This window comes from Agromyces luteolus (assembly GCF_009729855.1).
Classification (GTDB): Bacteria; Actinomycetota; Actinomycetes; order Actinomycetales; family Microbacteriaceae; genus Agromyces; species Agromyces luteolus.
This window is the reverse complement of sequence record NZ_WODA01000007.1, coordinates 80,767-107,464: the sequence shown is the minus strand read 5'-3', so window position 1 is coordinate 107,464 and position 26,698 is coordinate 80,767. Positions and strand designations below refer to the sequence as shown.

Sequence of the window (26,698 nt, the reverse complement as noted above, 5' to 3'; positions counted from 1 at the left end):
CCTCACGCCTGCTGCACCGTCCAGATCTGGAGCATGCGGTAGACCATGACGGCCACGGCGAGCGCCGCGACGCCGCAGACGACGGTCGCCCAGCGACCGCGGTCGATGAGCGCCCAGAGCGCCGCCGCGGGCGGCAGCAGCACGGCGCTGACGAGGTAGACCCAGAACTCGAGCAGGCTCCCGGTCGGCGGATTCCCGACGGCGGGCGCGACGAGCGCGACGACGACCTGGCCGACGAGCAGCAGCTCGACGAGCGCGAGCGAGCCGAGCACGAGGTCGTTCGGCACGCGACCCGCGAGGCCGAGCACGATGCACAGGAGCCCCGCGACGACCGCGACGGCGACCTGGGCGTACGCGAACCACTCGATCATGCGCCGTCCTCGGCGGGGAACCCGGTGACGACCTTGAGCTGGGGGCCGCGGCGCTCCGCGATCGCGACGAGCACGTCGCCGGGGCCGATGACGGCGATCGGCGCGCCGCCCGCGAGCTCCCGAGCCTCGTCCGGCGCGTCGATGCGCTTGCCGTGCCGGAGGTCGCGCACGGCGTCGGCGCCGACCTCGACCGCCGGGAGCACGCGTCGGGCGGCCTCGGCCGGGGAGAGGCGCGCGGCGTCGACGTCGATGCCATCGAGCGCACCCGCCTCGGCGACGTCGAAGCGGCCGATGCGCGTGCGCCGGAGCGCGGTGAGGTGACCGCCGACGCCGAGCGCGGCACCGAGGTCGCGCGCGAGCGCGCGCACGTAGGTGCCGGACGAGCACTCGACGCGCACGTCGAGGTCGAGCCGTCCGTCGCCCTCGCGCACCTCGAGGAGCTCGAACGCCGACACGGTCACGGTGCGCGCCGCGAGCTCCACCGCTTCGCCGTCGCGAACCCGCTGGTAGGCGCGCCTGCCGTCGACCTTGACGGCGCTGACGGCGCTCGGCACCTGGTCGATCGTGCCGGTGAGCTCGGTCATCCCGGCGTCGACGGCGTCGCGCGAGATCGCCCGGACGGCGTCGGCGGATGCCGCGGGCAGGGCCTCGCCCTCGGCGTCGTCGGTCGTCGTCGCCCAGCCCAGGCGCACGGTCGCGAGGTACTCCTTGTCGAGGCCGACGAGGTGGTGGAGGAGCCTCGTCGAGGTCTCGATGCCGAGGAGGAGCAGCCCCGTGGCCATCGGGTCGAGCGTGCCCGCGTGCCCGACCTTGCGGGTGCCGGCGAGGCGCCGCACGCGGGCGACGACGTCATGGCTGGTCATCCCCTGCGGCTTGTCGACGAGGAGGATGCCGCTGTTCACGCCGTACAGGCTAACAGCGCCCACCACCCCGGCCCGCTCGCCGGCCCGCCCGCCCTACGCTGGACCGGTGAGGATCGGCATCATCGGCGCGGGCGCGCTCGGCGGCACGTTCGCCGCGCTGCTCGCGCGCGCGGGGCACGACGTGGAGGTGACGGCTCGCGGTGCGGGCCTCGAGGCGATCCGCGAGGGCGGCATCCGGCTCTCGGGCGGGTACGGCGAGGCCCACGTGCGCCCGGCGGCGGGCGAGCGCCTCACCGAGCGGCCCGAGCTCGTGCTCGTCTGCACGAAGGCGCAGGATGCCGCGGCGGCGATCACCGCGAACGGCGCGGCGATCGACGGGGTGCCGGTGGTCGTCGTGCAGAACGGCCTCGACGGCGTCGCGACGGCGGAGCGCCTCCTGCCCCGCTCGTCGTGCATGGGCATGCTCTCGATCATCGCCGCGAACTACACCGAACCCGGCGCGGTCCGGGTGACGACGACCGCGGCGAGCTACCTCGGCCGGGGCGACGGCGCCCCCGACGACGAGGTGCGGCGGGTCGCGGCGCTGCTCTCCGGGGCCGTGCCGATCGTCGCGGTGTCGAACTTCCGGGGCGCGCAGTGGACGAAGCTCGTCGTCAACATGCTGAACGCGGTCCCCGCGATCGTGGGCCGGAGCGTGCAGGAGGTCGTCGACGACCGGGCGCTCCGGCGCGTGGTCGCCGCGTCGATGCGCGAGTGCGTGCGCGTGGGCGTCGCCCGCGGCATCCGCTTCGGGTCGCTGCAGGGGCTCGGCGACCGGCGCCTGCGCGCGTTCGCCCGGCTCCCGCTCGGGCTCGCGCAGGTGCTGCCGTGGTCGATGCGCGTGCGCATGGGCTCGGTGCCGAACCTCGGTTCGACCCAGCAGAGCCTGCGCCGCGGGCAGCCGACCGAGGTGGACTTCCTGAACGGGGCGGTCGTCCGCGAGGCGCAGGCGGCCGGGATCGACGCGCCCGTGAACCGCGCGCTCACGGCGCTCGTGCACGAGGTGGAGCAGTCGGGCGCGCCGCTGCCGGCCGAGCGGGTCGTCGCGGTCCTCGACGCGGTCGGCGCGGACTGAGCGGAAGCGGCCCTCGTCGCGGCTAGGGTTCCCCTGCATCCGACCGGAACGACCGGCCGGAGCGACCGACGAAGCGAGCCGACGTGGAACCCGACGACACCGCCGCCCGCCCCCGCGAGACCGGAGCGGAGACCCCCGAGCCGGATGCCGGCGACGAGGCCGTCAGCCGGTCCCGTCCGCTCCGCTGGTGGCTGTGCCTGCTCATCGGCGCCGCGGCCGCGGCCGTGGGCCTGCTCCCCTGGCTCGTCGGGGGGATGCGGCTGCCGCTGCAGAACCTCTGGGCGACGGATGCGCCGCCCGAGGAGTACCCGCTCGTGCTCCTGCCCTTCAGCCAGTACCACCTCTCGCTCATCGCCGCGCTGCTCATCGTCGGCGCCGCGATCGCGGGCATCGCCGCGCGCGCGACGAGGCGGCTCCGCCGCCGCTCCGGCGTCGCGTGGACGCTGATCGGACTGCTGTCGGTGCAGGTCTCGGCGATCGTGCACACCGCCGTGGTCGTCAGCGAGGGCCTCGAGGACCGGTTCGAGTCCGACCTGTACCTCGCGGCGCTCGTGGCCGTCGCAGTGCTCGCGAACCTCATCGGCGTGGCCGTGATGCTCCTCGTCGCGTCGGCGCCGCGGGCGGGCGCCGTCATCGGGCTCGCCGTCGCCGCGGTGCTGTCGTCGTCGTGGCTCGGCGGGCTGCTCCTGCCCGACCCGGCGCTCGCCGGGCCGACCGCCGAACCCGTGCTGTTCGTTCTGCGGTGGCTGCCCGCGGTGCTCGTCGGCGCCGCCATCGCCTGGGGCGGGATCGGCACCGTCGGGCGCGTCATCGCTGCCGTCGTCGCGCTCGCGTTGCTCTGGATCGGACCGGCGCTCATCACCGCGGTCTCGAGCGCCGCCGGGAGCCGGGTGCTGGCGCGTCGCCCCGACGAGATGATCGACTACGCCGTGGGCGTGTTCCGGTCGGCGTCGACGCTGCCCGAGATCGTCGTTCCGCCGCTCGTCGTGGCGGTCGCGGTCGCCGCGATCGGGCTCGTCGGCCGGCTCGTCGTGCGGCGGAGCCGAGCGTCGACCGACCACCCCGATCGGTCAGCGTCCTCGGCCGGCGAGTCGCCGTCCGTGTCGGAGAGCGCCGAGGCATCCGCACCGCCCCCATCGACGGCGGACTGACCGGCGCCACCGGTCAATCGGAGTCGGCTCCTGCGCCGCCGGCGTCGGCCCACGCCTCGTCCGCCGGGCCGTCCTCGTCGCCGGCTCCGCCCGCGGCACCGCGGCGCGGATGCGCCGGGTCGGCGAGGTCGATCACGATCGAGGCCACCGCTCGCGGATCGCTCGATGCGTAGGCGATGCGGTCCGCGGCATCCGTCGGCGCCCCGTCGACCGCGAGGTCGACGTCCCACTCGTCGCGGAGGCGCTCGCGCAGCAGGAACCGCCCGTCGAGCACGAGGATCGCGTCGGCGGGGCCGGTGCGCCACTTCGGCTCGACCCACGAGTCGCGCGCGAGGTCGAAGCCGCGCGTGACGAACGCCGTCGAACCGGCCATCCGGAACGGCTCGATGAGCGTGCGCTGCAGCAGCGACTCGTCGATCCCGTAGCGCCAGTACCGCTCGGGCGTGTCCGGCCCGTACTCGGCCTGCGCCTCGCGCGAGCGGTGGAAGTCCTCGACGCTCGCCCGGAACACCGCGCGATCGCGCTCGCGCAGCACGTCGGCGAGGTCGTCCGCGAGCGCGGTCTTGCCGCTCCGGAGCGGCCCGTCGATCGCGACGATGACCCGCCCGCGACCCGTGCGGGCGAGGAACTCGTCGGCGACCTCGCGGAGGAACGCCACCCGGGGCGTGGTGACCAGGCGCATGATCCGAGCGTACGTCGCCCGGCTCCGCCGCGTCGACCGACCGGCCGCCGTACGCTGGACGGATGCCGACCCTCGCGACGCACGCGGACCCCGCGCCCTCGCGCTCGATCGCCGAGGCCGTGAACCGCTGGTTCGCCGGAGCGGCCCGCCCCCTGCCGTGGCGGGCCGCCGACGTCTCGCCCTGGGCCGTGCTCGTCAGCGAGTTCATGCTGCAGCAGACCCAGGTCGCGCGCGTGCAGCCGCGCTGGGAGGAGTGGATGCGGCGCTGGCCGACGCCCGCGGACCTCGCCGCCGCCCCGCCCTCGGAGGCGGTGCGGATGTGGGACCGGCTCGGGTATCCGCGTCGCGCGCTGTGGCTGCACCGCGCGGCCACCGAGATCGTCGAACGTCACGGCGGCGCCGTGCCCCGCGACCTCGACGCGCTCCTCGCGCTGCAGGGCGTCGGACCGTACACGGCGCGCGCGATCGCCGCCTTCGCCTTCGGCGAGCGGCACCCCGTCGTCGACACGAACACGCGGCGCGTCATCGCCCGCGCCGTGGGCGGCGTCGCCGAGGCGGGCCCGCCGGCGACGGCGCGCGACCTCGACGCGATGTCGTCGCTCCTGCCGGACGACGCGGCCGCGGCGCGGGCGTTCAACGCCGGCGCCATGGAACTCGGCGCCACGGTGTGCACCGCCCGGTCGCCTCGCTGCGACGACTGCCCGATCGCGACGCACTGCGCCTGGCGCGCCGCCGGGTACCCCGAGTACGACGGCCCGCGTCGCGCACGGCAGGCCCGGTTCGAGGGCAGCGACCGCGAGGCACGCGGGCTCGTCATGCGCGAGCTCCGCGCCGCGCACCGCCCGGTGGCCCCTCGCGAACTCGCCGACGTGGTCGCCGAGCCGGGTCGGCTCGCGCGTGCCGTCGACGGACTCGTGGCCGACGGCCTCGCGGTGCGGGTCGAGGGCGGCCTCGCGCTGCCGGAGGCGTGACCGCGCCCGCGACCGCGGCGGGCACGGACGACGCCGTGCGAGTCGACGCCGTCACCCCTCGCCGAGCCCCATGAGCTGGAACGCCTCGACCGGCGCCCGGCGGCCCTTCACCTCGAGCGCGCCGAGGGGACGCAGGACCGCAGCGCCGCCGAGCCGCCGTGCGGTCTCCGCGCCGATCGCGACCCCGCCGACCGGGGCCGACCCCTCCAGCCGGGAGGCGACGTTCACGGCGTCCCCGATCACGGTGTACGTGCGCCCGCCACCCGTGCCGAGGACGCCGACGTTGGCGACGCCCGAGTTGACGCCGACGCGGAACCGCGGCCAGTTCGGATGCTCGGACTGCACCGCGTCGGCCGCCTGCTGGAGCGCGAGGGCCGCGCCCGCGGCACGCCGGGCGTGCGAGGACCCGGTCCCGGCGTCCTCGAACACGACCATGACCGCGTCCCCGATCAGGCGGTCCACGCGCCCGCCGAACCGTTCGACGAGCGGCGGGATCACGTCGGTGAAGTACGCGTTGAGCGTCGCGCCGACCTCGGCCGGGTCGTGCGCCTCCGAGAAGCTCGTGAAGCCGGCCAGGTCGGCGAAGAGCACCGACACGTCGCGCTCGCCCGCGGCGGTGTCCCGCGTGTAGAGGCCCGCCCAGCGCTCCTCGCGCCACGAGCGCTGCGCGGCGACCACGATCACGACGAAGGCGGCGAGCATGAGCACGTGCCACTCCCACCACGACAGGTGCCAGTTGCGGCCGAAGACGACCGCGATCTCGGCCTCGGCGAGGAGGGTGAACGCGGCGGCGAACGCGAGCGGCAGCGGCGAGGCGGCGTGCCGCGGGATCCTGAGGTACCTGACGACCGCGACGGCGTAGCAGGCGAGGCCGACGACCGCGAGCACGACGAACGGGGTCGTCATCCGCTCGGGCGGCGGTGCGGCGAGCGGGCCGGCCTCGAGCAGCGACGCGAGCGCCCAGAGCAGCATCGCGGCGACGAGCGCGGCCACGAGCCACGGCGCGAGGCGAAGCACCCGCGCCCCGTGCGCCCCGTCGAGGTCGGCGCTCGACCAGGCCGCGAACGCCGCGGCGACGGTGAGGCCGACGGGCGTCGCGAGCGCGAACCCCGTGTTGCTCCCCGCGAGGAGCACGCCGGGCGTCGCGAGCGCATGCAGGGCGAGGAACCCGGCGGCGGCCAGGAACGAGAGCGAGACCAGCACGAGCCGCGCGTCGTGGCGCAGCCGCGCCGCCGCGGCGACGGCCCAGGCGAGGGCCGCGTTGATCGCACCGGCCGCGAGCACGAGCCAGAAGTGCGCCGGCTGGTGCTCCCATTCGAGGTCGAGCGCGGGCCGGGCGATGAGGAGGGCGAGTCCCGCGAGCGGGATCGCGAGGATCACGATCGTCCATGCGAGGCGCCCGGCGGTCGGCGGCGGTGCCGTCGGTCCCGTGCCGGGCGCGAGCGGGCTCACGTCCCGGACGCCTCCGCGATCGGCGCCGCCGCCGCAGGCGGTTCGACGGCGCCCGTCTCGACCTCGGCGATGCGGCGGTGGACCGACGACACGACGACCGACCCCTCGCCGACCGCCGACGCCACCCGCTTGACCGCGCCGCGGCGCGCGTCGCCCACGGCGAACACGCCCGGCACGCTCGTCTCGTGCGGGAACGGCTCGCGCTCGAGCGGCCAGTTCGCGCGCTCGCCCTCGGCGACGACCTCGGGTCCCGTGAGCACGTACCCCCAGCGGTCGCGCAGGATCTCCGGCGGCAACCACTCGGTGCGCGGCGCCGCGCCGATCAGCACGAAGAGGCCGCCGCATTCCTCGTCGCGCTCCTCGCCCGTGTCGCGGTCGCGCACGCGGATGCGCTCGAGCATGCCGTCGCCGCCACCGCCGACGACCTCGGCGCGCGTGCGCACGGCGACGCCCTGCGCGTCGAGCTGGTCGATGAGGTATTGCGACATGCTGGCGGCGAGTCCCGTGCCGCGCACGAGCACCGTGACGGATGCCGCGTACCGCGCCAGGTGGAGCGCGGCCTGGCCTGCCGAGTTGCCGCCGCCGATGATCGTGACGTGGCGTCCCGCCATGCCCTGCGCCTCGATCGCCGAGGCCCCGTAGAAGACCCCGGCGCCCTCGTACGGCTTCAGCTCGTCGACCTCGAGGCGGCGGTACGAGACCCCGGTCGCGAGCACGATCGACGAGCAGCGGATGCAGTCCTCGGGGGCGACGCGCACCCGGAACCCGTCGCCGTCGCGCTCGATCCCGACCGCTTCGCGCGCGTGCGCGAAGCGCGCGCCGAACACCCACGCCTGCTGGTAGGCCCGCTGCGCGAGCTCCGATCCCGAGATGCCCCGCGAGAAGCCCAGGTAGTTCCGGATGAGCGAGCTCGAGCCCGCCTGGCCGCCGATCGACTCGCGCTCGACGACGAGGACGTCGAGCCCCTCGGAGGCCGCGTAGACCGCCGCGGCCAGCCCGCCGGGCCCGGCTCCGACCACGACCACGTCGGCCTCCCCGTCGAGGGTCGTGGTGAGCCCGTAGGCGGCCGCGAGCTCGGCGTTGCCCGGGTCGCGCAGCACGCTCCCGTCGATGAGCAGCACGAGGGGCACGTCGGGCACCTCGTCCTCGATGCCGACCGCCGCGAGCCGCTCGCGCGCGGCATCCGAGGCCGGCTCCAGCCATTCGTGCGGAATGCCGCCGCGGGCGAGCAGGCTCCGCAGCTCGTGCGTGCGCGGCGCCCCCGCACGGCCGATCACGGCCACCTCCCGCGGCCGCAGGCCGATCGACCGCTCCCACTCGAGCAGGAACTCGGTGATGGTGCGGTGGAAGTACTCGTCGGGCGAGTGCCACGGCCGGATGACGTAGTACTCCAGCTCGGCGGCCGCCATCAGCGAGAGGATCTCCTCGCGCACGGCCGCGTCGCCCCACTGGCCCCACTCGATGAGCCGGCCGCGGCGGACGTCGGGGAACCGGCGTCGGGCGTGCGCGAAGACGGACCGCCCGTCGAGGTCGCCCGCGCGGTCGGCGAGGACCAGCGCCAGCAGGCCGCCCTCGTCGGCGAGGGCGTCGATGCGCGCGGCGGCCTCGTGCTCGTCGTGGGTCGGAACGACCTCGTAGTCGACGCGGTAACGGCGCTCGAGCTCGGTGACCACGGAGGTGCGCGCGCCGGGATCCCGTGCGACCACGAGGATGACCGGTCGTGCTGCGCTCATGCGCTCTCCTCCCGCCGGGACGCCACGAGCGTGCTCCGGGGTCGATGCCCGGTCGCCGGCGACGCCCGCAGTGTACCGCCGGGCGAGTGCCGGACGACAGGGTCCGGGGTCCCTCCCGTCCGGGGCACAGGCAGCACGACGGATGCCCCGGGGCGTCGACCCCGGGGCATCCGTCGTGCTGTGCTGCGCTCGTGACGAGCCGTCAGCCGACCGTCGCGGTCGACTCCGTGCGCGCCCGGTCGGCGGCGTCGATCTCGCGGAGGTCGAGCCCGCGGGTCTCGCGGGCCGCCGCGACCGCGACGAGCGTGATCGCGCACGCGATCGCGACGTAGATCGCGATCGGCACGCTCGAGCCGTACTGCCCGAGCAGGGCGGTGGCGATGATCGGCGCGAGCGAGCCGGCGAAGATCGAGGTGACCTGGTAGCCGAGCGAGACGCCCGAGTAGCGCATGCGCGTCGGGAACATCTCGGCCATGATCGCCGGCTGGGCGGCGTACATGAGCGCGTGGAACACGAGGCCGAGGGCGATGGCCGCCCAGATGACGATCGGGTTCCCGGTGTCCATGAGCGGGAAGGCGAAGAAGGCCCATGTCGCGCCGAGGACCGCGCCGGCCGCGTACACGGGCTTCCGGCCGAAGCGGTCGGAGAGGTTGCCCGCGATCGGGATCGCCGCGAAGTGCACGACGTGCGCGGCGACCAGGATGAGCAGCGTGTTCGCGGTGCCCTCCTGCACGACCTGGGTGAGGTAGACGATCGAGAAGGTCACCACGACGTAGTAGAGGATGTTCTCGGCGACGCGGAGGCCCATCGCCGTGACGACGCCGCGGGGGTAGCGCCTGATGACCTCGAGCACGCCGTAGCTCGTCGCCTTGGCGGCCTCGCGCTCGGCCTGCATCTCGAGGAAGATCGGCGCGTCGGTGACCTTGGTGCGGATGTACCAGCCGATGAGCACGATGACCGCGGAGAGCCAGAACGCGACGCGCCAGCCCCAGCCGAGGAACGCCTCGTCGGAGAGCGTGGAGCTCAGCACGAAGAGCACGAGGGTCGCGAGCAGGTTGCCGACCGGCACGGCGGCCTGGGGCCAGCTGGCCCAGAAGCCGCGGCGCTCCGACGGGCTGTGCTCGGCGACGAGGAGGACCGCCCCGCCCCACTCGCCGCCGAGCGCGAAGCCCTGCAGGAAGCGGAGGAGCACCAGCAGCGCCGGCGCGGCGAGGCCGATCTGCGCGTACGTCGGCAGGCAGCCGATGAGGAAGGTCGCGACGCCGATCAGGATGATGCTGAACTGCAGCAGCCTCTTGCGGCCGTACTTGTCGCCGAGGTGCCCGAAGACGATGCCGCCGAGGGGCCGGGCGATGAAGCCGACGGCGTAGGTGAGGAAGGCGGCGATGATGCCGGCGTACGGGTCGTCGGAGGGCGGGAAGAAGACCGTGCCGAACACGAGGGTGGCGGCCGAGGCGTAGAGGAAGAACTCGTACCACTCGACGACGGTTCCGGCCATCGACGCGGTGACGACGCGGCGGAGGCCCGACGTCTCGCGCTTCGCTGCGGCGTCCCGTGCTGGTGCCTGGGTCATTCGATGCTCCTTTGCATGGAACGGGTAGGGGGCGACGCAGTTCACGTCACCGGACGAGTTTCGCGTGCGCGCCTGTGCAGTCCAATGGCGAACATCGCACCGGCACTGTGCGAAACTGCACAGATGCCTGCCGCACCGCTGCGCCGGACGCCGAGCGCCGACGACCTCATCATCCTGCTCGCCGTCGCCCGCGAGGGCCGGTACACCGGCGCGGGGAACCGGCTCGGCCTGAACCACACGACGATCGCCCGTCGCATCGACGCGCTCGAGCAGGCGCTCGGGGGGCGGGTGCTCGTCCGGGGCGCCGCCGGATGGGTGCTGACGCCGCTCGGCGAGCACGCGCTCGCCGCCGCGGAGGACGTCGAGCAGGCGCTGCGACGCCTCTCCCCCGCCGAGCCGACCCTGGCCGGCGTCGTGCGCCTGTCGGCGACGGACGGCTTCAGCGGATTCATCGCCTCGCCCGCGATGGCGGCGCTCCGCGCGCGGCATCCGGATGTCTCGCTCGAGATCGTGGCCGCGACGAGGCGCGCCGCCCAGCAGCGCGTCGGCGTCGACCTCGAGGTCGTCGTCGGCCGGCCCCACGTGCACCGCGCCGAGGCGATCCACCTGGGCGACTACGTGCTCGGCCTCTACGCGAGCCGCGGCCTGCTCGCCAGGCGCGGGCTGCCCGCCTCCGTCGAGGCCCTCGCCGGGGAGCCCCTCGTCTACTTCATCGAGTCGATGCTGCAGGTGGACGCGCTCGACGCGGCGCGCCGCTCGACCCGCGGGATGATCGACGCGGTGTCGAGCACCAACGTCTACGTCCACGTCGACGCGACGCGCGCCGGCGCCGGCTTCGGACTGCTCCCCGCGTTCCTGGCGGACCCGCACGACGACCTCGTCCGGCTCTTCCCGGAGGAGATCGAGGAGCGCCTCCCCTATTGGCTCGTGTGCCGCCCCGAGGCGCTGCGGCAGCCGACGGCGGTCGCGTTCATCGCCGCGCTCCGCGCACGGATGGCCGAGGCGCGCGACGCGCTGCTCGGCCGTCCGCCGGAGGTCGGGTAGGCGGACGGGCGGATGCCGGGCCCCGGCGTCAGCGCGCCGCGGACTCCTCGTCGACTTGGTCCTCGTCCTCGTCGGCCTCGAGGTCGCGCGGCGTGAGGTACGGGTCGGCGTCGCCGGCGTACTGCGCGCCCGCCGCGAGCGCCGAGGTCTCGGCGTCGCGCTCGCGCGCCTCGCGGAGCAGGTCCTCGATGTGCTGCGCGTTCTCGGGGATCGCGTCGGCGATGAACTCGAGCGTCGGGGTGAGCCGGGCGGTGATGTTCCGTCCGACCTCGCTCCGCAGCATCCCCGTCGCGGCCTTGAGCGCGAGCGCCGAGTCGCGGCGCTCCTCGTCGGTGCCGTAGACGGTGTAGAAGATGCTCGCGTGCTGGAGGTCGCCGGTGACGCGGACGTCGGTGATCGTGACGAACCCGAGGCGCGGGTCGCGGAGGCCCTTGTCGAGGCGACGCGCGACGATCTCCTTGATGCGGTCGGCCAGCTTCCTGGCCCGCTGCGGATCGGCCATGATGGCCTGCCTTTCCGTTCCGCCCCGGATGCCGCGGCTGCGGCGTCGCCCGGAGCGGTCCCTTCGGTTCTGGTGGAGGGGTCGGGGCCCCGCTCATCGTGTCGACGAACGGGGCCCCGCACCGAGGGCCTAGGCCCGCGGCTTCTCGCGCATCTCGACGGTCTCGATCTCGTCGCCGACCTGGATGTCGTTGTACTTGCCGAGGCCGATGCCCGCCTCGAAGTCCGTGCGGACCTCGGTGACGTCGTCCTTGAACCGGCGGAGCGACTCGATCGCGAGGTTGTCGCCGACCACGACGCCGTCGCGGATGACGCGTGCCTTGGCGTTGCGCGTGATCGTTCCCGACCGCACGATGACACCGGCGATGTTGCCGAACTTCGAGGAGCGGAACACCTCGCGGATCTCGGCCACACCCGACTGCACCTCTTCGAACTCGGGCTTGAGCATGCCCTTGAGCGAGTTCTCGATGTCGTCGATCGCGTTGTAGATGACGTTGTAGAAGCGCACGTCGACGCCCTCGCGGGCGGCGCGCTCGCGCGCCTTCACGTCGGGGCGGACGTTGAACCCGATCACGATCGCGTTGTCGATCGTGGCGAGGTCGATGTCGCTCTCGGTGACGGCGCCCACACCGCGGTGCAGGATGCGGAGCTGGACCGAGTCGTCGACCTCGATCTTCATCAGCGACTCCTCGAGCGCCTCGACGGCACCCGACACGTCGCCCTTGATGATGAGGTTGAGCGCCTCGACCTTGCCCTCCTCCAGCGCACGCGTGAAGTCCTCGAGCGAGATGCGCTTGCGGGCCTTGGCCAGCTGGGCGTTCCGCTCGGCGGCCTCGCGCTTCTCGGCGATCTGGCGGGCGGTGCGGTCCTCCTCGGTGACGAGGAAGGTGTCGCCGGCGCGCGGGACGCTCGAGAGACCCTGCACCTGGACCGGCCGCGACGGCGTCGCGGCGGCCACGGGCTCGCCGTTCTCGTCGCTCATCGCGCGGACGCGGCCGTACGCCGTGCCCGCGACGATCGCATCGCCGACCTTGAGGGTGCCCGACTGGATGAGCACGGTCGCCACGGCGCCGCGGCCCTTGTCGAGCTTGGCCTCGATGGCCACGCCTCGGGCGTCCTTGTCGGGGTTCGCGCGCAGGTCGAGCCCGGCGTCGGCGGTCAGGAGCACCGCGTCGAGCAGCTCCTGGATGCCGATGTTCTCGCGCGCCGACACGTCGACGAACAGGACGTCGCCGCCGTACTCCTCGGCCACGAGCCCGAACTCGGTGAGCTGCTGGCGCACCTTGGCGGGGTTGGCGTCGGGCTTGTCGATCTTGTTCACCGCGACCACGATCGGCACGTTCGCCGACTGGGCGTGGTTCAGCGCCTCGACCGTCTGCGGCATGATGCCGTCGTCGGCCGCGACCACGAGGATCGCGATGTCGGTCACCTGGGCACCACGGGCACGCATGGCGGTGAACGCCTCGTGACCCGGGGTGTCGATGAAGGTGATCGCGCGGTCCAGCCCATCGTGCTCGGTGTGCACCTGGTACGCACCGATGTGCTGGGTGATGCCGCCGGCCTCGCCCGCGACGACGTTCGCGTTGCGGATGGCGTCGAGCAGTCGCGTCTTGCCGTGGTCGACGTGGCCCATGACGGTCACGACGGGCGGTCGCGCCTGCAGGTCCTCGTCGGACTCCTCGGCCTCCTCGGCGTCGAGGTCGATGTCGAAGCCCTCGAGGAGCTCCTTGTCCTCGTCCTCCGGGGAGACGACCTGGATCTTGTAGCCGAGCTCGGCGCCGAGCACCTCGAAGGTGGCCTCGTCGAGCGACTCGGTCGCCGTCGCCATCTCACCGAGGTGGAACAGCACGGTCACGAGCGAACCGGGGTTCGCGTCGATCTTGTCGGCGAAGTCGGAGATCGAGGCGCCGCGGCGCAGGCGGATGACGGTGTTGCCGTCGCCGCGCGGGACGCTCACGCCGCCCAGCGACGGGGCCTCCCGCATCTCGAATTCCTGCCGCTTCGTCCGCTTGGACTTGCGGGCCTTGCTCTTGCCGCCGCCGCGACCGAACGCACCGGCCGTGCCGCCGCCGGGGCCGCGACCGCGACCGCCGCCGCCACCGGGACGCGGACCGCCGAAGCCGCCGCCGGGCGCACCGCCCGGACGGAAGCCGCCGCCGGCGCCGCCGCCGGGCCGCTGGCCGCCGCCACCGCCGCCGGGGCGCTGGAAGCCGCCGGGACGACCGCCGCCGCCGCCACCGCCCGGACGCGGGGCGCCGGGGCGCGGCGAACCGGGACGCGGGGGCTGCGGCCGCGGGATGTTGCCCGGGGTCGGGCGCTGGCCCATGCCCTGCGAGCTGGAGAACGGGTTGTTGCCCGGGCGCGGCTGGCTCGGGCGCTGGCCCATGCCCTGCGAGCTCGAGTACGGGTTGTTGCCGGGGCGCGGCGCTCCGGGGCGGGGACCGCCCGGTCGCGGTGCGCTCTGGCCGGGCTTCGGCGCGCCGGGGCGCGCCACGTCGGCCGCCGGCTTCGGGGCACCGGGCTTCGGCGCGGCGCCGGGGCGCGGCGCGGTCGGCGCCGCGGGCTCGGCGGATGCCGCGGGCGCGGCCTGCTTCTCGGCGGCCGCGGCCGCGGCCTTCTTCTCGGCCTCGGCCTGGCGCTCGGCGACGCTCATGGGAGCGTCGGTGGACGGCGCGGCCGCGGGCTTCGGCGCCGGCTTGGGGCCGGGCTTCGCAGCGGCGGCCGGCTTGGGCGCCGGTGCCGGCTTGCTCGCCGCGCCGGCGCCCTCGAGGGCGGCCCGGAGGCGACGTGCGACGGGGGGTTCGATCGAGGACGACGGGCCCTTGACGTATTCGCCCATCTCCTTCAGCTTCTCGAGCGCGACCTTGCTGTCGACGCCGAGTTCGCTGGCGATCTCGTGTACGCGTGGTTTGGCAGCCACTTCTCTCCTGTTCCGGGTCCGACCCCGGGACAGGGGCGGACCATCAATGGCGGACGGGTCTCATTTCGAGCCGCTCATGAGTTGTCCATTAGCCGTTCAGCCTGTTCTCTACATCGGATGTGTCCAGCTCGCCGCTCACGCGAAGCGCGCGCCCGAAGGCGCGCCGTCGCTGGGCGAGTCGGAAGCACTCGAGCGTCGGATGCAGCCATGCGCCGCGCCCGGGGAGCACCGCCGACGTGTCGGCGAGGACTCTGGTGTGCTGGGCGACGACCCTCAGAAGCGAGGACCGCGGGGCGCGCGAACGGCATCCGATGCACGTTCTGACCGGATCCATCCTACACCTCCACGCTGGGCGTCCCCCGACCACCGACGCGGTGGGCGGCGAGCCTCACGCCTGGTCGAGGATCGAGTCGGGCTGGATGTCGATCTTCGCGCCGGTGAGCTTGGCGGCGAGGCGGGCGTTCTGGCCCTCCTTGCCGATGGCGAGCGAGAGCTGGTAGTCGGGCACGAGCGCCCGGACGGCGCGGGTGCCCTCGTCGATCACGTACGAGCTCGTCACCTTCGCGGGCGACAGCGCCGAGGCGACGAACGTGGAGAGGTCCTCGTTCCAGTCGACGATGTCGATCTTCTCGCTCCCGAGTTCGGCCGTGACCGCGCGCACCCGCTGCCCGAGCTCGCCGATGCAGGCGCCCTTGGCGTTCACGCCCGGCTGGTTGGCGCGGACGGCGATCTTCGTGCGGTGGCCGGCCTCGCGGGCGAGCGAGACGATCTCGACGACCCCGGAGGCGATCTCGGGCACCTCGAGCGCGAAGAGCTTGCGGACGAGCGCGGGGTGCGTGCGCGAGACCGTGATCGACGGCCCCTTCGCACCCTTCGCGACGCTCGTCACGTAGACGCGGATGCGCTGGCCGTGCGGGTACTCCTCGCCGGGCACCTGCTCCTCGGGCGGCAGGATCGCCTCGACGGTGCCGAGGTCGATGTGCACCATGCGCGGGTTCGGGCCCTGCTGGATGACGCCCGCGACGATGTCGCCCTCGCGACCGCGGAACTCGCCGAGCACGGCGTCGTCGGCGATGTCGCGCAGGCGCTGGTTGATGACCTGCTTCGCGGCGAAGGCGGCGATGCGGCCGAAGTCGCTCGGGGAGTCCTCGGCCTCGCCGACGACGTTCCCCTCCTCGTCGTACTCCGGGACGAAGACCGACACGTGCCCGGTCTTGCGATCGAGGTGGGCGCGGGCGCCCTTGGGGTTCGCGTGGCCGTGCTGGCCGGGGTTGGTGTGCTTGAGGTAGGCCATCAGGATCGCCTGCTCGATGATCTGCACCAGTTCGTCGAACGGGATCTCCTTCTCGCGCTCCATCATGCGGAGCACGCTGAGGTCGATGTCCATTACGGCCTCCTCTATTCAGCTCTCGGTCCGCCTCCCCCTCTCGGGCGGAACACTCAAGCGTAGCGGATGCCGGGGGCTCCGTCGGCGCTCCGGCGAGGTCCGCCCGCGCCCGACCACGCCGATTCGTCCGGGTTCCCGAGGAACGCTCGCCTCGCCTGCCATGCTTGGCGGATGGACGCGCTCAACGACCTCGTGCTCGCCGCGGGCGACACGCTCTGGACCTGGATCGTGCTGCCCGTCGTGGTGCTGCTCGGCCTCTACTTCACGGTGCGCTCCGGCGTCGTGCAGTTCCGCCTCATCCCCGAGATGTTCCGGACCCTCACCGACAAGACCCCGCGCGACGAGTCCGGCGAGCCGCAGTCCGTGTCCGCCTTCCAGGCGTTCACGATCTCCGCGGCCTCCCGCGTCGGCGTCGGCAACATCGCCGGAGTCGGCACGGCGATCGCGATCGGCGGGCCCGGGGCGATCTTCTGGATGTGGCTCATGGCCTTCATCGGCGGCGCGTCCGCGTTCGTGGAGTCGAGCCTCGGACAGCTCTTCAAGGTCCGCGACAAGGACGGCTTCCGCGGTGGACCCGCGTACTACATCGAGCGGGGGCTCAAGGCGCGCTGGGCCGGCATCCTCTTCGCCGTGATCCTCATCGTCTGCTTCCCGTTCGCGTTCTCGTCGCTGCAGGCGAACACCATCAGCGCGTCGCTGACGGGCGCGGTCGCGCCCGACGGCGGCGGCGAGTGGATCGCCTGGGTCGCCGGGGCCGTGCTCGCGGTGCTCACCGGGCTCGTCGTCTTCGGCGGCGTGCGCCGCATCGCGCACGTCACGCAGGCGGTCGTGCCGCTCATGGCGCTGCTGTACCTGCTCGTCGGCCTCATCATCGTGGCGATGAACATCACGCGCCTGCCCGAGGTGTTCGCCTCGATCTTCACGGAGGCCTTCGGCTTCAACGAGGTCGTCGGCGCGACGCTCGGCACGATCATCCTCACCGGCGTCAAGCGCGGCATGTTCTCCAACGAGGCGGGCCTCGGCTCGGCGCCGAACGCGGGCGCGAGCGCGGCGGTCACGCACCCGGTCAAGCAGGGTCTCGTCCAGACCCTCGGCGTCTACTTCGACACGTTCCTCGTGTGCACGATCACCGCGTTCATCATCCTCGTGTCGAACCCCGACCTGGCGTCCGCCGAGCGCGGCATCGGCCTCACGCAGGATGCGATGGTCGCCAACCTCGGCCCGTGGGCGAGCATCCTGCTCACGATCGTCGTGTTCCTGCTCGCGTTCAGCTCGATCCTCGGCAACTACTACTACGGCGAGTCGAACATCGAGTTCATCTCGCCGAAGCCCTGGCTGCTCACGACCTACCGGTCGCTCGTCGTCGTGGCGATCTTCGTCGGCTCGGTCGCCGCCTCCGATCTCGTCTGGAACACCGCCGACGGGGTGATGGGGCTCATGGCGATCGTGAACCTCATCGCGATCGCGCTCCTCTCGGGCATCGCGTTCCGGCTCCTGCACGACTACACGAGCCAGCGTCGGCACGGCCGCGACCCGGTCTTCACGCGCGACCTGCTCCCGGACGTCTCGGGCATCGAGTGCTGGGTCGACGAGCGCTCGGTCACCGGCCCGATCGACGTGTCGACGGCGTCGCACCAGGCGGAGAAGCACCGCGACCACCTGCACCACGACGACTGAGCCGGACCGCACCGGGCCGCGGAGCGGTCACTCGGGCGTCGGCGGCGAGTTCACCCACACGAGCTCGGCGTCGGCGTCGCCGAGGTTCGCGACGCGGTGGGGCGTGCTGGTCGGGAACACGATGCTGTCGCCCGGGCCGAGGTCGTAGGCCTCGTCCTCGAGTTCCACGCGGACCGCGCCGGCGATGACGAGGATCACCTCCTCCGCGTCGCCGTGACGGTACTGCCGGGGGCCGGTCGAGCCGCCGGGCTCGATCGTGACCGCGTACATCTCCACGTGGCCGTGCGGCGGCTCGGTGAGGAACCACTTCACCATGCCGTCGCTCGCTGAGAACCGGCGGCGCCGGTCGGCTCGGACGACCCGGCCCGCGGGCACGGGCCCGGGCGCCACGAGGTCGCCGAGGGAGACGCCGAGCGCGTCGGCGAGTCGCCGGAGCGTGGCGACGCTCGCGTTCGCGCGACCGGTCTCGAGCTGGCTCAGGAAGCCCGACGTGACGCCGGCCTGCGCGCCGAGCGCGCGCTGCGACATCCGCCTGGCCCGGCGGTACCGGCGGACCTGCTCGCCGACGCCCTCATCGCCCACGTCGATCGCTCCCCTCGCCCGATCGGGTGTTGACGCCGCGCATGGATTGCTGCTCAATAACACTACGCAACATGTTAAGCAGCACTCCTCCCCACTTCACCGGATCGCGAGGCTCTCATCATGGCAGGACGAATGGGCACCACCCCCACCACGGCGCGCATCGGGCGGATCCTCCGCGCCCACGCCGAATCCGAGCGCACGGGCGTGCCCGTCGACGACGTGCTCGGCCGTGCCGGCGAGGATCCGCCCGGCTCGGGCGGCATCTCGCGCCGCGCGCTGCTCCGCTCGGGCGCCGCACTCGGCGCCGGAGCCGCACTGGCGATGGCCGGGCCCGCGCACGCGGCGAGCGCCGCGAAGCCGACCGCACCGCGCGTCGCCGTCGTCGGCGCGGGCCTCGCCGGGCTCCGCGCGGCCCACTGGCTGTGGCGCGTCAAGGGCATCGCCTCGACGGTGTACGAGGCGGACACCCGGGCCGGCGGCCGCTGCTGGTCGCTCCGCGACCACTTCTCGAACGGCTTCGTCGTCGAGCACGGCGGAGCGCTCATCAACACCGACCACAACGCGACCCGCAACCTCGCCTCCAACCTCGGCCTGAGCCTCGACGTCGTGGCCGGCGGCAGCTACCAGGGCTGGGAGGACAGGTACTGGATCGACGGCGTCGACTACCCGTACGACGACGCGAACGAGGACTGGGGCGCGGTCCACCAGGCGTTCAAGTCCGACCTCGCGGCCGCGCCGTACTGCCAGACCTACGACTCGCAGACCGCGGCGGGCGTCGCGCTCGACCGCATGACCGTCGACGAGTGGCTGGAGCAGAAGGTCCCCGGCGGGCTCGCGAGCCCGTTCGCCAAGCTCATGCAGTCGAACGTGATGGCCGAGTACGGCCTCGAACCCCACGAGCAGTCCGCGCTGAACCTCGTGTACCTGCTCGGCTGGAACTCGCAGAACAGCCTCTCGCCCGTGAACGGCGCGGACGAGAAGTACACCGTGCGCGGCGGCAACGACCTGCTGGTCTCGCGCATGATCGACCAGCTCCCGGCCGGCACGGTGCAGTACGGCCGCCGTCTCGTCGCCGTCGCGCAGCTCGCGGACGGCACCGTGCGGCTGAGCTTCCGCTCGGGCAACTCCACCGTCGACGTCGTCGCCGACCGCGCGATCCTCGCGCTGCCGTTCACGACGCTGAAGGACTGCGACCTCTCGCAGTCGGGCTTCTCGGCGCTGAAGCGCCGCGCGATCGCCGAGGTCGGCCTCGGCGCGAACTCGAAGATCCACGTCGAGCTCTCGCGTCGGCCGTGGGTCGAGCAGGGCTACGGCGGCGCGACGTACACGAACAAGGGGGGCTTCCAGTGCGGCTGGGACGACACGGCCGACCAGCCGCTGCCCGCGGGCGTGTTCAACTTCTTCCCGTCCGGCGACCAGGTCAAGGCGTGGAAGGGCGATCCCTTCGGCGTCGCCCCCGCCGCGCAGGTGAACGCGTACCTCGCGCAGCTCGAGCCGATCTTCCCCGGGGTGACCGCGGCGTACACGGGTCGTTCCTATCGCGACTTCTGGTGGGCGCACCCGTGGTCGAAGGGCGCGTACACGTGCCAGCGCCCCGGACAGTACACCGAGCTCTTCGGCGTCGCCGCGGTGCCCGAGGGCAACGTGCACTTCGCGGGCGAGCACACGAGCGTCTACTACTTCGGCTTCCTGAACGGCGCGGTCGAGTCGGGCGAGCGGGCGGCCAAGGCGGTCGCGCTGTCGTGACGGGCGAGGGGCGGGTGACGGATGCCGCGGCATCCGTCACCCGCCCCTGACCGGGCCGCTCAGCCCTTCCAGACCTGCACGACCGACGGGCGCGGCGCCGCGACCTTGTCGCCCGAGTGCGACGCGACGTAGTCGGGGAAGTAGGACGTCTGCGCGCCGACCGCACCGTTCTCGCCGGGGTGCTGGACCGCGACGAACACCAGGCCCTCGCGGTCGTGGATCACCGGGCCGCACGTCTCGGCCTCGCGCGGGACCGACAGGAACTGCTGGACGTTGCCGCGCTGGTCGCCCTCGAGCGGCACCCGGAAGAGTCCGTCGTTGTAGCCGATGGTGCTCGGCGCGCCGTCGGTCGAGATCCAGAGGTTGCCCTCGGAGTCGAACGCGACGTTGTCGGGGCACGAGATCGGCGACACGAGCTCCTTCGGGAAGCCGGCGAAGTACGTGTAGTCGGTCACGGCCGGGTCGCCGCAGAGCAGCAGGATGCTCCAGCCGAAGGTCTCGCCGGCCTGCCCCGACGTCTCGGTGAGCTCGACGACGTGGCCGTAGCGGTTGCCGGTGATCGGGTTGACCTCGTCGAGCGTGGCCACGGTGCGACGGCTGTTGTTGGTCAGCGCGAGGTACACCTTGCCGGTGTGCGGGTTCGGCTCGACGTCCTCCGGACGGTCCATCTTCGTGGCGCCCATGAGGTCGGCGGCGAGGCGGGTGTAGACGAGGACCTGCTCGGTCGTCATGCCCGGGACGACGCTCTCACCCCCGCGCGTGAGCGCGATCCACTCGCCGGTGCCGTCGAAGGCCCCGTCGGAGGGCATCGCGCCGGTTCCGGTGATCTCCGCCGCGGGCGAGTTGCCCGAGAAGCGCGCGACGAACAGGTCGCCCTCGCTGAGGAGCCGCATGTTCTTCCTGCGCGCGCCCGTCGAGGTCGCCGCGGTGTAGCGCCCCTTGGAGACGAACTTGTACAGGTAGTCGTTGCGCTCGTCGTCGCCCATGTAGGCCACGACCCGGCCGTCCTCGGCGATGGTGACGTTCGCGCCCTCGTGCTTGAAGCGGCCCATCGCGGTGTGCTTCTTCGGCGTCGACGTCGGGTCGCTCGGGTCGATCTCGACGATGTACCCGAAGCGGTTCGGCTCGTTGACGTAGCCCGGGCTGTGCGCGTCGAACCGCTCGTCGTACTGCTCCCAGCCGGTCTCGGTCGACGTGGTCGAGCCGGCGCTGTAGCGCTGCTGCTCGGCGGTGTCGGCCGCCCACGCGAAGTAGCCGTTGAAGTTCTCCTCACCCGAGAGCACCGTGCCCCAGGGCGTCGTGCCGCCGGCGCAGTTGCCGAGGGTGCCCTTCACCCAGCGCCCCTCGGGGTCGGCGGCGGTCTTCACGAGGTCGGAGCCGGCTGCCGGACCGGTGAGCTCGAAGGTGGACTCGACGGTGACGCGGCGGCTGCGCTCGCCGTCGACGACGTACTCCCACGGGTCGCCCACACGACGACGCTTCACCTCGACGACGGCCATGCCCATCGCCGCCTTGTAGATCTCGCCGCGGCGGCGGCGCTCCTCCGGGTCCGTCGTCGCGGTGAACATGAGGTCGGGGTTCACGTACTCGTGGTTGGTGACGAGCACGCCCGTCTTGCCGCTCGGGTCGGCGATGATGTCGAGGTAGTCGTTGTTGTAGCCGAACTGCCCGGCCTGCGCCTGCGCGGTCTGGTGGTCGAAGTCGAACGCGGGCACGGACGAGAACAGCGGGTCGCCCCACCGGATGATCGGCTGCCAGCGGTAGCCCACCGGGACGGTGAACGCGTCGACGGTCCGGTCGACGGGCGCGATCGGGGTGAACGCGAGTCCGGCGGTCCCCGGCTTCGCGGCGAACGCGGGAGCGGCGCCGCCGCCGGCGGCACCGCCGACCACGAGGCCGACGGCCCCTGCGACGCCGAGCCCGAGCACCGAGCGGCGGGAGATCGCCTGCGACGCGATGTCGCGGAAGTGGGCGTTGGACGACGTGTTGCACTCGGGGCCGAGGCACGCGTCGGCGCACTTCAGGCGGCAGGTCACCGGCGACCGCTTGCCGATCGCGTGGGAGACCGGCGTGAGACGGAGTTCGGGAATGGTCATGGAAGCTCCTCGTTCAGTGCGCGGACGCCCGCGCGTCGACCCGGACGGACGCGCCGAGCCTGTCGCGCCAGGATGACCGGCCGACGACATGGCGGCGACCGCGGGGTGAACGGCGGACGGACGCCGCTGGAATCGGCTCCCGGGGACGATTCGCGCGGGCGGATACCACTCCCGATCCGCCGGGCGCAACCACGGGCGCCGACCTGCCGCCCAGGGCGCGGCCGTCGCTACGCTGTGCGGATGATGACCGATACCGGCAAGGCCGCGGCCAGCGCGGCGCAGAACTCCCGTGCCTTCGAGATCGCCGCGCGCGTCGGCTTCGTCGTGCTCGGGATCGTGCACATCGTGATCGGCGGCCTCGCGATCTCGGTCGCGCAGGGCGCCGGCGGCGAGGCGGACCAGAGCGGGGCGATGCAGCAACTGGCGAGCCTGCCCTTCGGCGTGGTGCTGCTCTGGGTCATCGCGCTCGGCCTCTTCGCGCTCGCGATCTGGCAGGTCACCGAGGCGTTCCTCGAGCGCGATCCCGACACGAAGAAGAAGTGGGGTCACCGCGTCAAGTACGTCGGCACGGCGATCGCCTACGTCTCGATCGGCGTCACGTCGCTCGTGTACGCGCTCGGCGGGCGTTCCGACTCCGACCAGTCGTCGCAGTCGCTGAGCGCGCAGCTCCTCGCCGCGCCGGGCGGGGTCGTCCTGCTCGTCCTGGTCGGGCTGGTCATCCTCGGTGTGGGCATCGCGTTCGTCTACCGCGGCGCGACGCAGCGCTTCGCGAAGCACCTGTCGCTGCCGGGCGACCCGGTGCGGAAGGGCGTCCTCACGCTCGGCACGGTCGGCTACGTCGCGAAGGGGATCGCCGTCGGCGTCGTCGGCGTGCTCTGGATCGTCGCCTCGCTGACGAACGACCCGGAGAAGGCCGGCGGGCTCGACGCCGCATTGAAGAGCCTCGCCGACCTGCCCTTCGGGACGGTCCTGCTCTGGCTCGTCGGGGCCGGGCTCATCGTGTACGGCGCCTACTGCTTCGCCCGCGCCAAGTACGCGCGCATGTGAGACGGGCGCGCTGAGCGCGAGGGCCGGTGCGGAGCATCCGCGCCGGCCCTCGCCGCGTCAGTCGGGACTCAGCGCCCCAGCGCCTCGCGCACGCCGTCGATCGGCACGCTCGTGCGCGCGCCCGTCGCGCGGTCCCAGACCTCGACGACGCCGTCGGCGACGCCGCGCCCGGCGATCACGATGGTCGGCACGCCGATGAGCTCGGCGTCGGCGAACTTCACGCCCGGCGAGAGCTTGGGCCGGTCGTCGAAGAGCACGTCGAGGCCGGCGGCCTCGAGGTCGGCGACGACCCGCTCGGCCGCGTCGAACGCCGCCTGGTCCTTCCCGGTCGCGAGCACGTGGACGTCGAACGGCGCGACCGCCGCGGGCCACACCAGCCCCTTGTCGTCGTTGTGCAGCTCGGCGATGATCGCGAGGATCCGCGTCACGCCGATGCCGTAGGAGCCCATGGTCACGGTCGCGAGCTTGCCGTTCTCGTCGAGCACCTTGAGGCCGAGCGCCTCGGCGTACTTGCGGCCGAGCTGGAACACGTGGCCGATCTCCATGCCGCGCGCGAGCTCCACGGGCCCCGAGCCGTCCGGTGCCGGGTCGCCCTCGCGCACGTTCGCCGCCTCGATCGTCCCGTCGGCGACGAAGTCGCGTCCCGCGACGAGCCCGAACACGTGCTTCTCGTCGAGATTGGCGCCCGTGATCCACTCGGTGCCGTCGACGACGCGGGGGTCGACGAGGTAGCGGATGCCGGTCGACGACTCGGCGCCGAGCACGGCGCCCCCGGGCGACCACGGGCCGATGTAGCCCTTGACGAGGCCCGGGTTCCTCGCGAAGTCCTGCTCGGTCGCCGCCTCGACCTCGGCCGGTGCGAACGCGACCTCGACGCGCTTGGCGTCGACCTCGCGGTCCCCGGGGATGCCGACGACGACGATCTCCCGCGAGTGGTCGGGGTGCGTGAGCGCGAGCACGACGTTCTTCAGGGTGTCGGCGGCGGTCCAGTCGCGACCGTCGGGTCGCGGGTACTCGAGGTTCGCGAGGTCGACGAGGGTCGCGATCGTGGGCGTGTTCGGCGAGTCGAGCACCTCCGCCGCCGGGAGCCCGTCGAACGGGATCGGCTCGGGCGGGGTCGTGGTGAACGCCTCGACGTTGGCCGCGTAGCCGCCCGCCGAGCGGACGAACGTGTCCTCGCCGACGGGGGTCGGGTGCAGGAACTCCTCGCTCTTGGAGCCGCCCATGGCGCCGGCATCCGCCTTCACGATCACGTAGTCGAGGCCGAGCCTCGTGAAGATGCGCTCGTAGGCGTCGCGCTGCGCCTGGTAGGAGGCGTCGAGGCCCTCGTCGCTCACGTCGAACGAGTAGGCGTCCTTCATGGTGAACTCGCGCCCCCGCAGGAGGCCCGCTCGCGGCCGCGCCTCGTCGCGGTACTTGTCCTGGATCTGGTAGATCGTGAGCGGCAGCTCCTTGTACGACGAGTACAGGTCCTTCACCAGCAGCGTGAAGACCTCCTCGTGCGTCGGAGCGAGGAGGTAGTCGGCCTCCTTGCGGTCCTTCAGCCGGAACAGCGCGTCGCCGTACTCGGTCCAGCGGCCGGTCTGCTCGTAGGGCTCGCGCGGCAGCAGCGCCGGGAAGTGCACCTCGTGCGCGCCGGCGGCCTCCATCTCCTCGCGCACGACGCGCTCGATCTTCGCCTTGACGCGGAGGCCGAGCGGCAGCCACGCGAAGACGCCCGGCGCCTGGCGCCGGATGTAGCCGGCGCGGACGAGCAGCTTGTGGCTCGCCACCTCGGCGTCGGCGGGGTCCTCTCGGAGCGTGCGGAGGAAGAAGTTCGTCAGGCGTGTGGGCACCCGACGATTCTATGCAGGGTGCGGACGCGGAACCGGCGGGGCGCCTGACGCGCCCCGCCGGTCGGATCGGATCTCAGTCCGCGCGACGCGCCGCGACGCGGGCGACGATGATCGCCGCCGCACCGGCGAGGAGCGCCCACACGGCGATCCACAGGGCGGGCGCCGTGTCGGTGCCCGTGGACGCGAGCGAAGCGCCCACGCCACCGGAGGTGGAGGCCGCGGCGACGGTCACGGGCGTGCCGCCGTCGCTCGCCGGCGAGGAGCCGGGCCCGGGCTCGGGCTCCTCCGGGCCACCGGGCTCGCCGAAGATCGGCGCACCGCCGACCTTCCCGAACGCGAAGATGAACGTGTTCGGCGTTCCGCCCTTCGGGTCGCTCGAGGTCTGTCCGAACGAGTACGCCTCGGCACCGACGGCGGCGAGCGCGGCGATCGCCTCGGCCTCGGTCGCTGCCGCGCCGTAGAAGATGACGAAGCTCAGGCTTCCGCCGATCCCCAACGGCCCGAAGGCGAAGTCGAACAGCGCGCCGTGGTCGTCCGGGCCGGAGTCGACCGCGTCGCCCTCGAACAGGATCGACGCGGGTCCGGACAGCGGATTCGGGCTCGCGAACCCGTCGTCGCTCGTGTAGAACAGCGCGCTCGCACTGCCGCCGTCGATCGTGACGAACTCGTCGAACGCGGTGGGCTCGATGTCCCAGTCCATGACTCGGCGGTACTGCACCGTCGCGATCGCCTCGCCCGAGAGGTTCTCGATCGTGACGTTCACCTGGTACAGGTTCGGGGTGGCCGTCGACGGCACGTACTCGTGCGTCACCCGGAACACCGGTGCGTCGCTGTCGTCCACGACGACCACGACCGACTTGGCCGTCGACCCCGTGTACTCGAACGACTCGAGGACGAGGTTCGTCCCACCCGGGCCCTCCGAGGCGAGGTTCGCGCCACCCCAGACCCCGCTGGCCGGATCGCCGACGCCCCAGCCCTCGCACAGGCAACCGGGCGAGGTCGAGTCGCTTCCGGTCGGCAGGTACGCGAGCCCGGCATCGCCGGGGCCGGCGGGCGAACCCGTGGCGTCGTCGGTGTTCAGCTCGCCCGTGGGGTTGACCGCGAGCAGGATCGTGCCGTTCGTGATGCAGACGGCCGGGTAGCACGGGTCGCCCGGCGCGGGGACCGCGGCCGCTTCGAGCGCGGCCGCGCTCTCCGCCCCGGACTCCGCTGCGAAGAGCGTCACGAGCGGTTCGTCGACCTCCTCGGCGAGCGTCTCCTCGACGGAGGCGTCCTCCTCGGCGACGACGACCTCGACCGGCGCGGCCGGTTCGGCGGGCGCGGGCGCCGGCTCGGCCGGAGCGGGCTCCGCCGGCGCGGGCTCGGCCGGAGCGGGCTCGGCCGGAGCGGGCTCGACCGGAGCGGGCTCGGCCTCAGGCGTGACGGCCTCCGGCTCGGCCGGCACGGTGCCGCCCGACTCGGGAGCCGTCGACTCGGCGGTCGTCGCCTCGGCTGCGGGCTCGGTCGGGGCCGCCTCATCCGCGTACGCGGTGAGCGGAGCGAACGACAACGCGAGCGTCGTCGCGATCACGGCGCACCCGAGTCCCAGACGGGACCTCGGCCGCACACTCTCGATGGGCATGGCTGTACTCCGTTCGTAGGGCCGTCCTCGACGGCGCTCGATCAGTCCACGCATCCGGAGTGTGCTGCGCGTCCCCCGGCGCGCAGGCGTCACGTTACGCCCTCGACGGAGCGGCCGACTACGGGAATCCCCTGAACTGGGGTCAGTCGCCCTCGACGTCCCGTTCGTCCTCCATGGCGAAGGCCTCGAGGTCCTCCGCCGCCGCGTCGGCCGCATCCGCCTCGGGCTTCGCCGCCTCGTCGGTGCCCTCGTGCAGGGTCCCCATGCCGTCCGGGTAGCCGGCCTCGTCGGGATACTCGTAACCGTCGCCGCTCATCGTGCCCCGCCCTTCA

At 73.2% G+C, this 26,698-nt stretch carries 22 protein-coding genes; 7 read left to right on the top strand and 15 right to left on the bottom strand.

The window, feature by feature from the left end; genetic code table 11:
- Window positions 1-2: 2 nt before the first annotated feature.
- Window positions 3-371 carry a hypothetical protein gene (locus GLX25_RS05315; RefSeq protein ID WP_155841272.1) on the bottom strand — a complete coding sequence of 123 codons (369 nt, stop codon included), beginning with the start codon at window positions 369-371 and terminating at the stop codon, window positions 3-5.
- The gene (gene truB / locus GLX25_RS05310; protein ID WP_420837640.1) at window positions 368-1,273 is read right to left on the bottom strand and encodes a tRNA pseudouridine(55) synthase TruB; all 906 of its coding nucleotides are present in this window, start codon (window positions 1,271-1,273) and stop codon (window positions 368-370) included. Before truB ends, GLX25_RS05315 begins: the two co-directional genes overlap by 4 nt.
- A 67-nt stretch (window positions 1,274-1,340) precedes the next feature.
- Between truB and GLX25_RS05305 the strand changes: the two genes are divergently transcribed.
- Together GLX25_RS05305 and GLX25_RS05300 are read left to right on the top strand one after the other, a co-directional pair.
- The gene (locus tag GLX25_RS05305; protein ID WP_166548469.1) at window positions 1,341-2,348 is read left to right on the top strand and encodes a ketopantoate reductase family protein; all 1,008 of its coding nucleotides are present in this window, start codon (window positions 1,341-1,343) and stop codon (window positions 2,346-2,348) included.
- Between the two features lie 83 nt (window positions 2,349-2,431).
- Complete coding sequence (locus tag GLX25_RS05300) at window positions 2,432-3,499, top strand: hypothetical protein (protein WP_155841270.1); 1,068 nt, start codon at window positions 2,432-2,434, stop codon at window positions 3,497-3,499.
- Between the two features lie 13 nt (window positions 3,500-3,512).
- Here GLX25_RS05300 and GLX25_RS05295 read toward each other — a convergent pair whose 3' ends face one another.
- Entirely contained in the window at window positions 3,513-4,181 is a 669-nt protein-coding gene (locus tag GLX25_RS05295; protein WP_155841269.1) for a nucleoside/nucleotide kinase family protein, read from the bottom strand.
- 62 nt (window positions 4,182-4,243) lie between these two features.
- Here GLX25_RS05295 and GLX25_RS05290 point away from each other — a divergent pair, with 62 nt between their 5' ends.
- A complete protein-coding gene (locus tag GLX25_RS05290) occupies window positions 4,244-5,152 on the top strand; it encodes an HhH-GPD family protein (RefSeq protein ID WP_155841268.1) in 909 nt (302 codons plus the stop codon).
- A gap of 51 nt (window positions 5,153-5,203) precedes the next feature.
- Here GLX25_RS05290 and GLX25_RS19325 read toward each other — a convergent pair whose 3' ends face one another.
- The 3 genes from GLX25_RS19325 to GLX25_RS05275 form a co-directional block, all read right to left on the bottom strand.
- Window positions 5,204-6,604 (bottom strand): adenylate/guanylate cyclase domain-containing protein, encoded by a 1,401-nt coding sequence (locus GLX25_RS19325; protein WP_155841267.1) that lies wholly within the window; start codon window positions 6,602-6,604, stop codon window positions 5,204-5,206.
- A complete protein-coding gene (locus GLX25_RS19120) occupies window positions 6,601-8,337 on the bottom strand; it encodes an NAD(P)/FAD-dependent oxidoreductase (RefSeq protein WP_155841266.1) in 1,737 nt (578 codons plus the stop codon). Before GLX25_RS19120 ends, GLX25_RS19325 begins: the two co-directional genes overlap by 4 nt.
- Window positions 8,338-8,539: 202 nt before the next feature.
- Window positions 8,540-9,910 (bottom strand): MFS transporter, encoded by a 1,371-nt coding sequence (locus tag GLX25_RS05275; RefSeq protein ID WP_155841265.1) that lies wholly within the window; start codon window positions 9,908-9,910, stop codon window positions 8,540-8,542.
- A gap of 123 nt (window positions 9,911-10,033) precedes the next feature.
- Between GLX25_RS05275 and GLX25_RS05270 the strand changes: the two genes are divergently transcribed.
- Window positions 10,034-10,954 (top strand): LysR family transcriptional regulator, encoded by a 921-nt coding sequence (locus tag GLX25_RS05270; RefSeq protein WP_155841264.1) that lies wholly within the window; start codon window positions 10,034-10,036, stop codon window positions 10,952-10,954.
- Window positions 10,955-10,982: 28 nt separating this feature from the next.
- Here GLX25_RS05270 and rbfA read toward each other — a convergent pair whose 3' ends face one another.
- From rbfA to nusA, 4 genes are all read right to left on the bottom strand, one after another.
- Complete coding sequence (gene rbfA / locus GLX25_RS05265) at window positions 10,983-11,456, bottom strand: 30S ribosome-binding factor RbfA (RefSeq protein WP_155841263.1); 474 nt, start codon at window positions 11,454-11,456, stop codon at window positions 10,983-10,985.
- Between the two features lie 129 nt (window positions 11,457-11,585).
- Window positions 11,586-14,375, bottom strand: coding sequence for a translation initiation factor IF-2 (gene infB, locus GLX25_RS05260; protein WP_166548467.1), 2,790 nt, complete (start codon window positions 14,373-14,375; stop codon window positions 11,586-11,588).
- Window positions 14,376-14,463: 88 nt separating this feature from the next.
- Window positions 14,464-14,709: a YlxR family protein gene (locus GLX25_RS05255; RefSeq protein ID WP_154345069.1), complete on the bottom strand. Its 246-nt coding sequence runs from the start codon at window positions 14,707-14,709 to the stop codon at window positions 14,464-14,466.
- A gap of 54 nt (window positions 14,710-14,763) precedes the next feature.
- Window positions 14,764-15,762, bottom strand: coding sequence for a transcription termination factor NusA (nusA, locus tag GLX25_RS05250; protein ID WP_155841261.1), 999 nt, complete (start codon window positions 15,760-15,762; stop codon window positions 14,764-14,766).
- A 171-nt stretch (window positions 15,763-15,933) separates the two neighbouring features.
- Between nusA and GLX25_RS05245 the strand changes: the two genes are divergently transcribed.
- Window positions 15,934-17,439 (top strand): alanine/glycine:cation symporter family protein, encoded by a 1,506-nt coding sequence (locus GLX25_RS05245; RefSeq protein ID WP_155841260.1) that lies wholly within the window; start codon window positions 15,934-15,936, stop codon window positions 17,437-17,439.
- Between the two features lie 27 nt (window positions 17,440-17,466).
- On the opposite strand, the gene GLX25_RS05240 is transcribed toward GLX25_RS05245, so the two are convergent.
- A complete protein-coding gene (locus tag GLX25_RS05240; protein ID WP_155841259.1) occupies window positions 17,467-18,021 on the bottom strand; it encodes a helix-turn-helix domain-containing protein in 555 nt (184 codons plus the stop codon).
- Window positions 18,022-18,141: 120 nt separating this feature from the next.
- On the opposite strand from GLX25_RS05240, the gene GLX25_RS05235 reads away from it, so the two are divergent.
- Window positions 18,142-19,767, top strand: coding sequence for a flavin monoamine oxidase family protein (locus GLX25_RS05235; RefSeq protein ID WP_155841258.1), 1,626 nt, complete (start codon window positions 18,142-18,144; stop codon window positions 19,765-19,767).
- A 59-nt stretch (window positions 19,768-19,826) separates the two neighbouring features.
- Here the strand turns inward: GLX25_RS05235 and GLX25_RS05230 are convergent, their stop codons facing one another.
- Entirely contained in the window at window positions 19,827-21,863 is a 2,037-nt protein-coding gene (locus tag GLX25_RS05230) for a PhoX family protein (RefSeq protein WP_155841257.1), read from the bottom strand.
- Between the two features lie 240 nt (window positions 21,864-22,103).
- Here GLX25_RS05230 and GLX25_RS05225 point away from each other — a divergent pair, with 240 nt between their 5' ends.
- Window positions 22,104-22,910, top strand: a complete 807-nt coding sequence (locus GLX25_RS05225; protein WP_309299151.1) for a DUF1206 domain-containing protein — start codon at window positions 22,104-22,106, stop codon at window positions 22,908-22,910.
- 68 nt (window positions 22,911-22,978) lie between these two features.
- On the opposite strand, the gene GLX25_RS05220 is transcribed toward GLX25_RS05225, so the two are convergent.
- The 3 genes from GLX25_RS05220 to GLX25_RS05210 all read right to left on the bottom strand — a co-directional run bounded on the left by GLX25_RS05220 (window position 22,979) and on the right by GLX25_RS05210 (window position 26,682).
- Window positions 22,979-24,745, bottom strand: coding sequence for a proline--tRNA ligase (locus GLX25_RS05220; protein WP_271192560.1), 1,767 nt, complete (start codon window positions 24,743-24,745; stop codon window positions 22,979-22,981).
- Between the two features lie 73 nt (window positions 24,746-24,818).
- Window positions 24,819-26,366, bottom strand: a complete 1,548-nt coding sequence (locus tag GLX25_RS05215) for a hypothetical protein (RefSeq protein ID WP_155841256.1) — start codon at window positions 26,364-26,366, stop codon at window positions 24,819-24,821.
- A gap of 142 nt (window positions 26,367-26,508) precedes the next feature.
- Entirely contained in the window at window positions 26,509-26,682 is a 174-nt protein-coding gene (locus GLX25_RS05210; protein ID WP_155841255.1) for a hypothetical protein, read from the bottom strand.
- Between the last annotated feature and the right edge of the window lie 16 nt (window positions 26,683-26,698).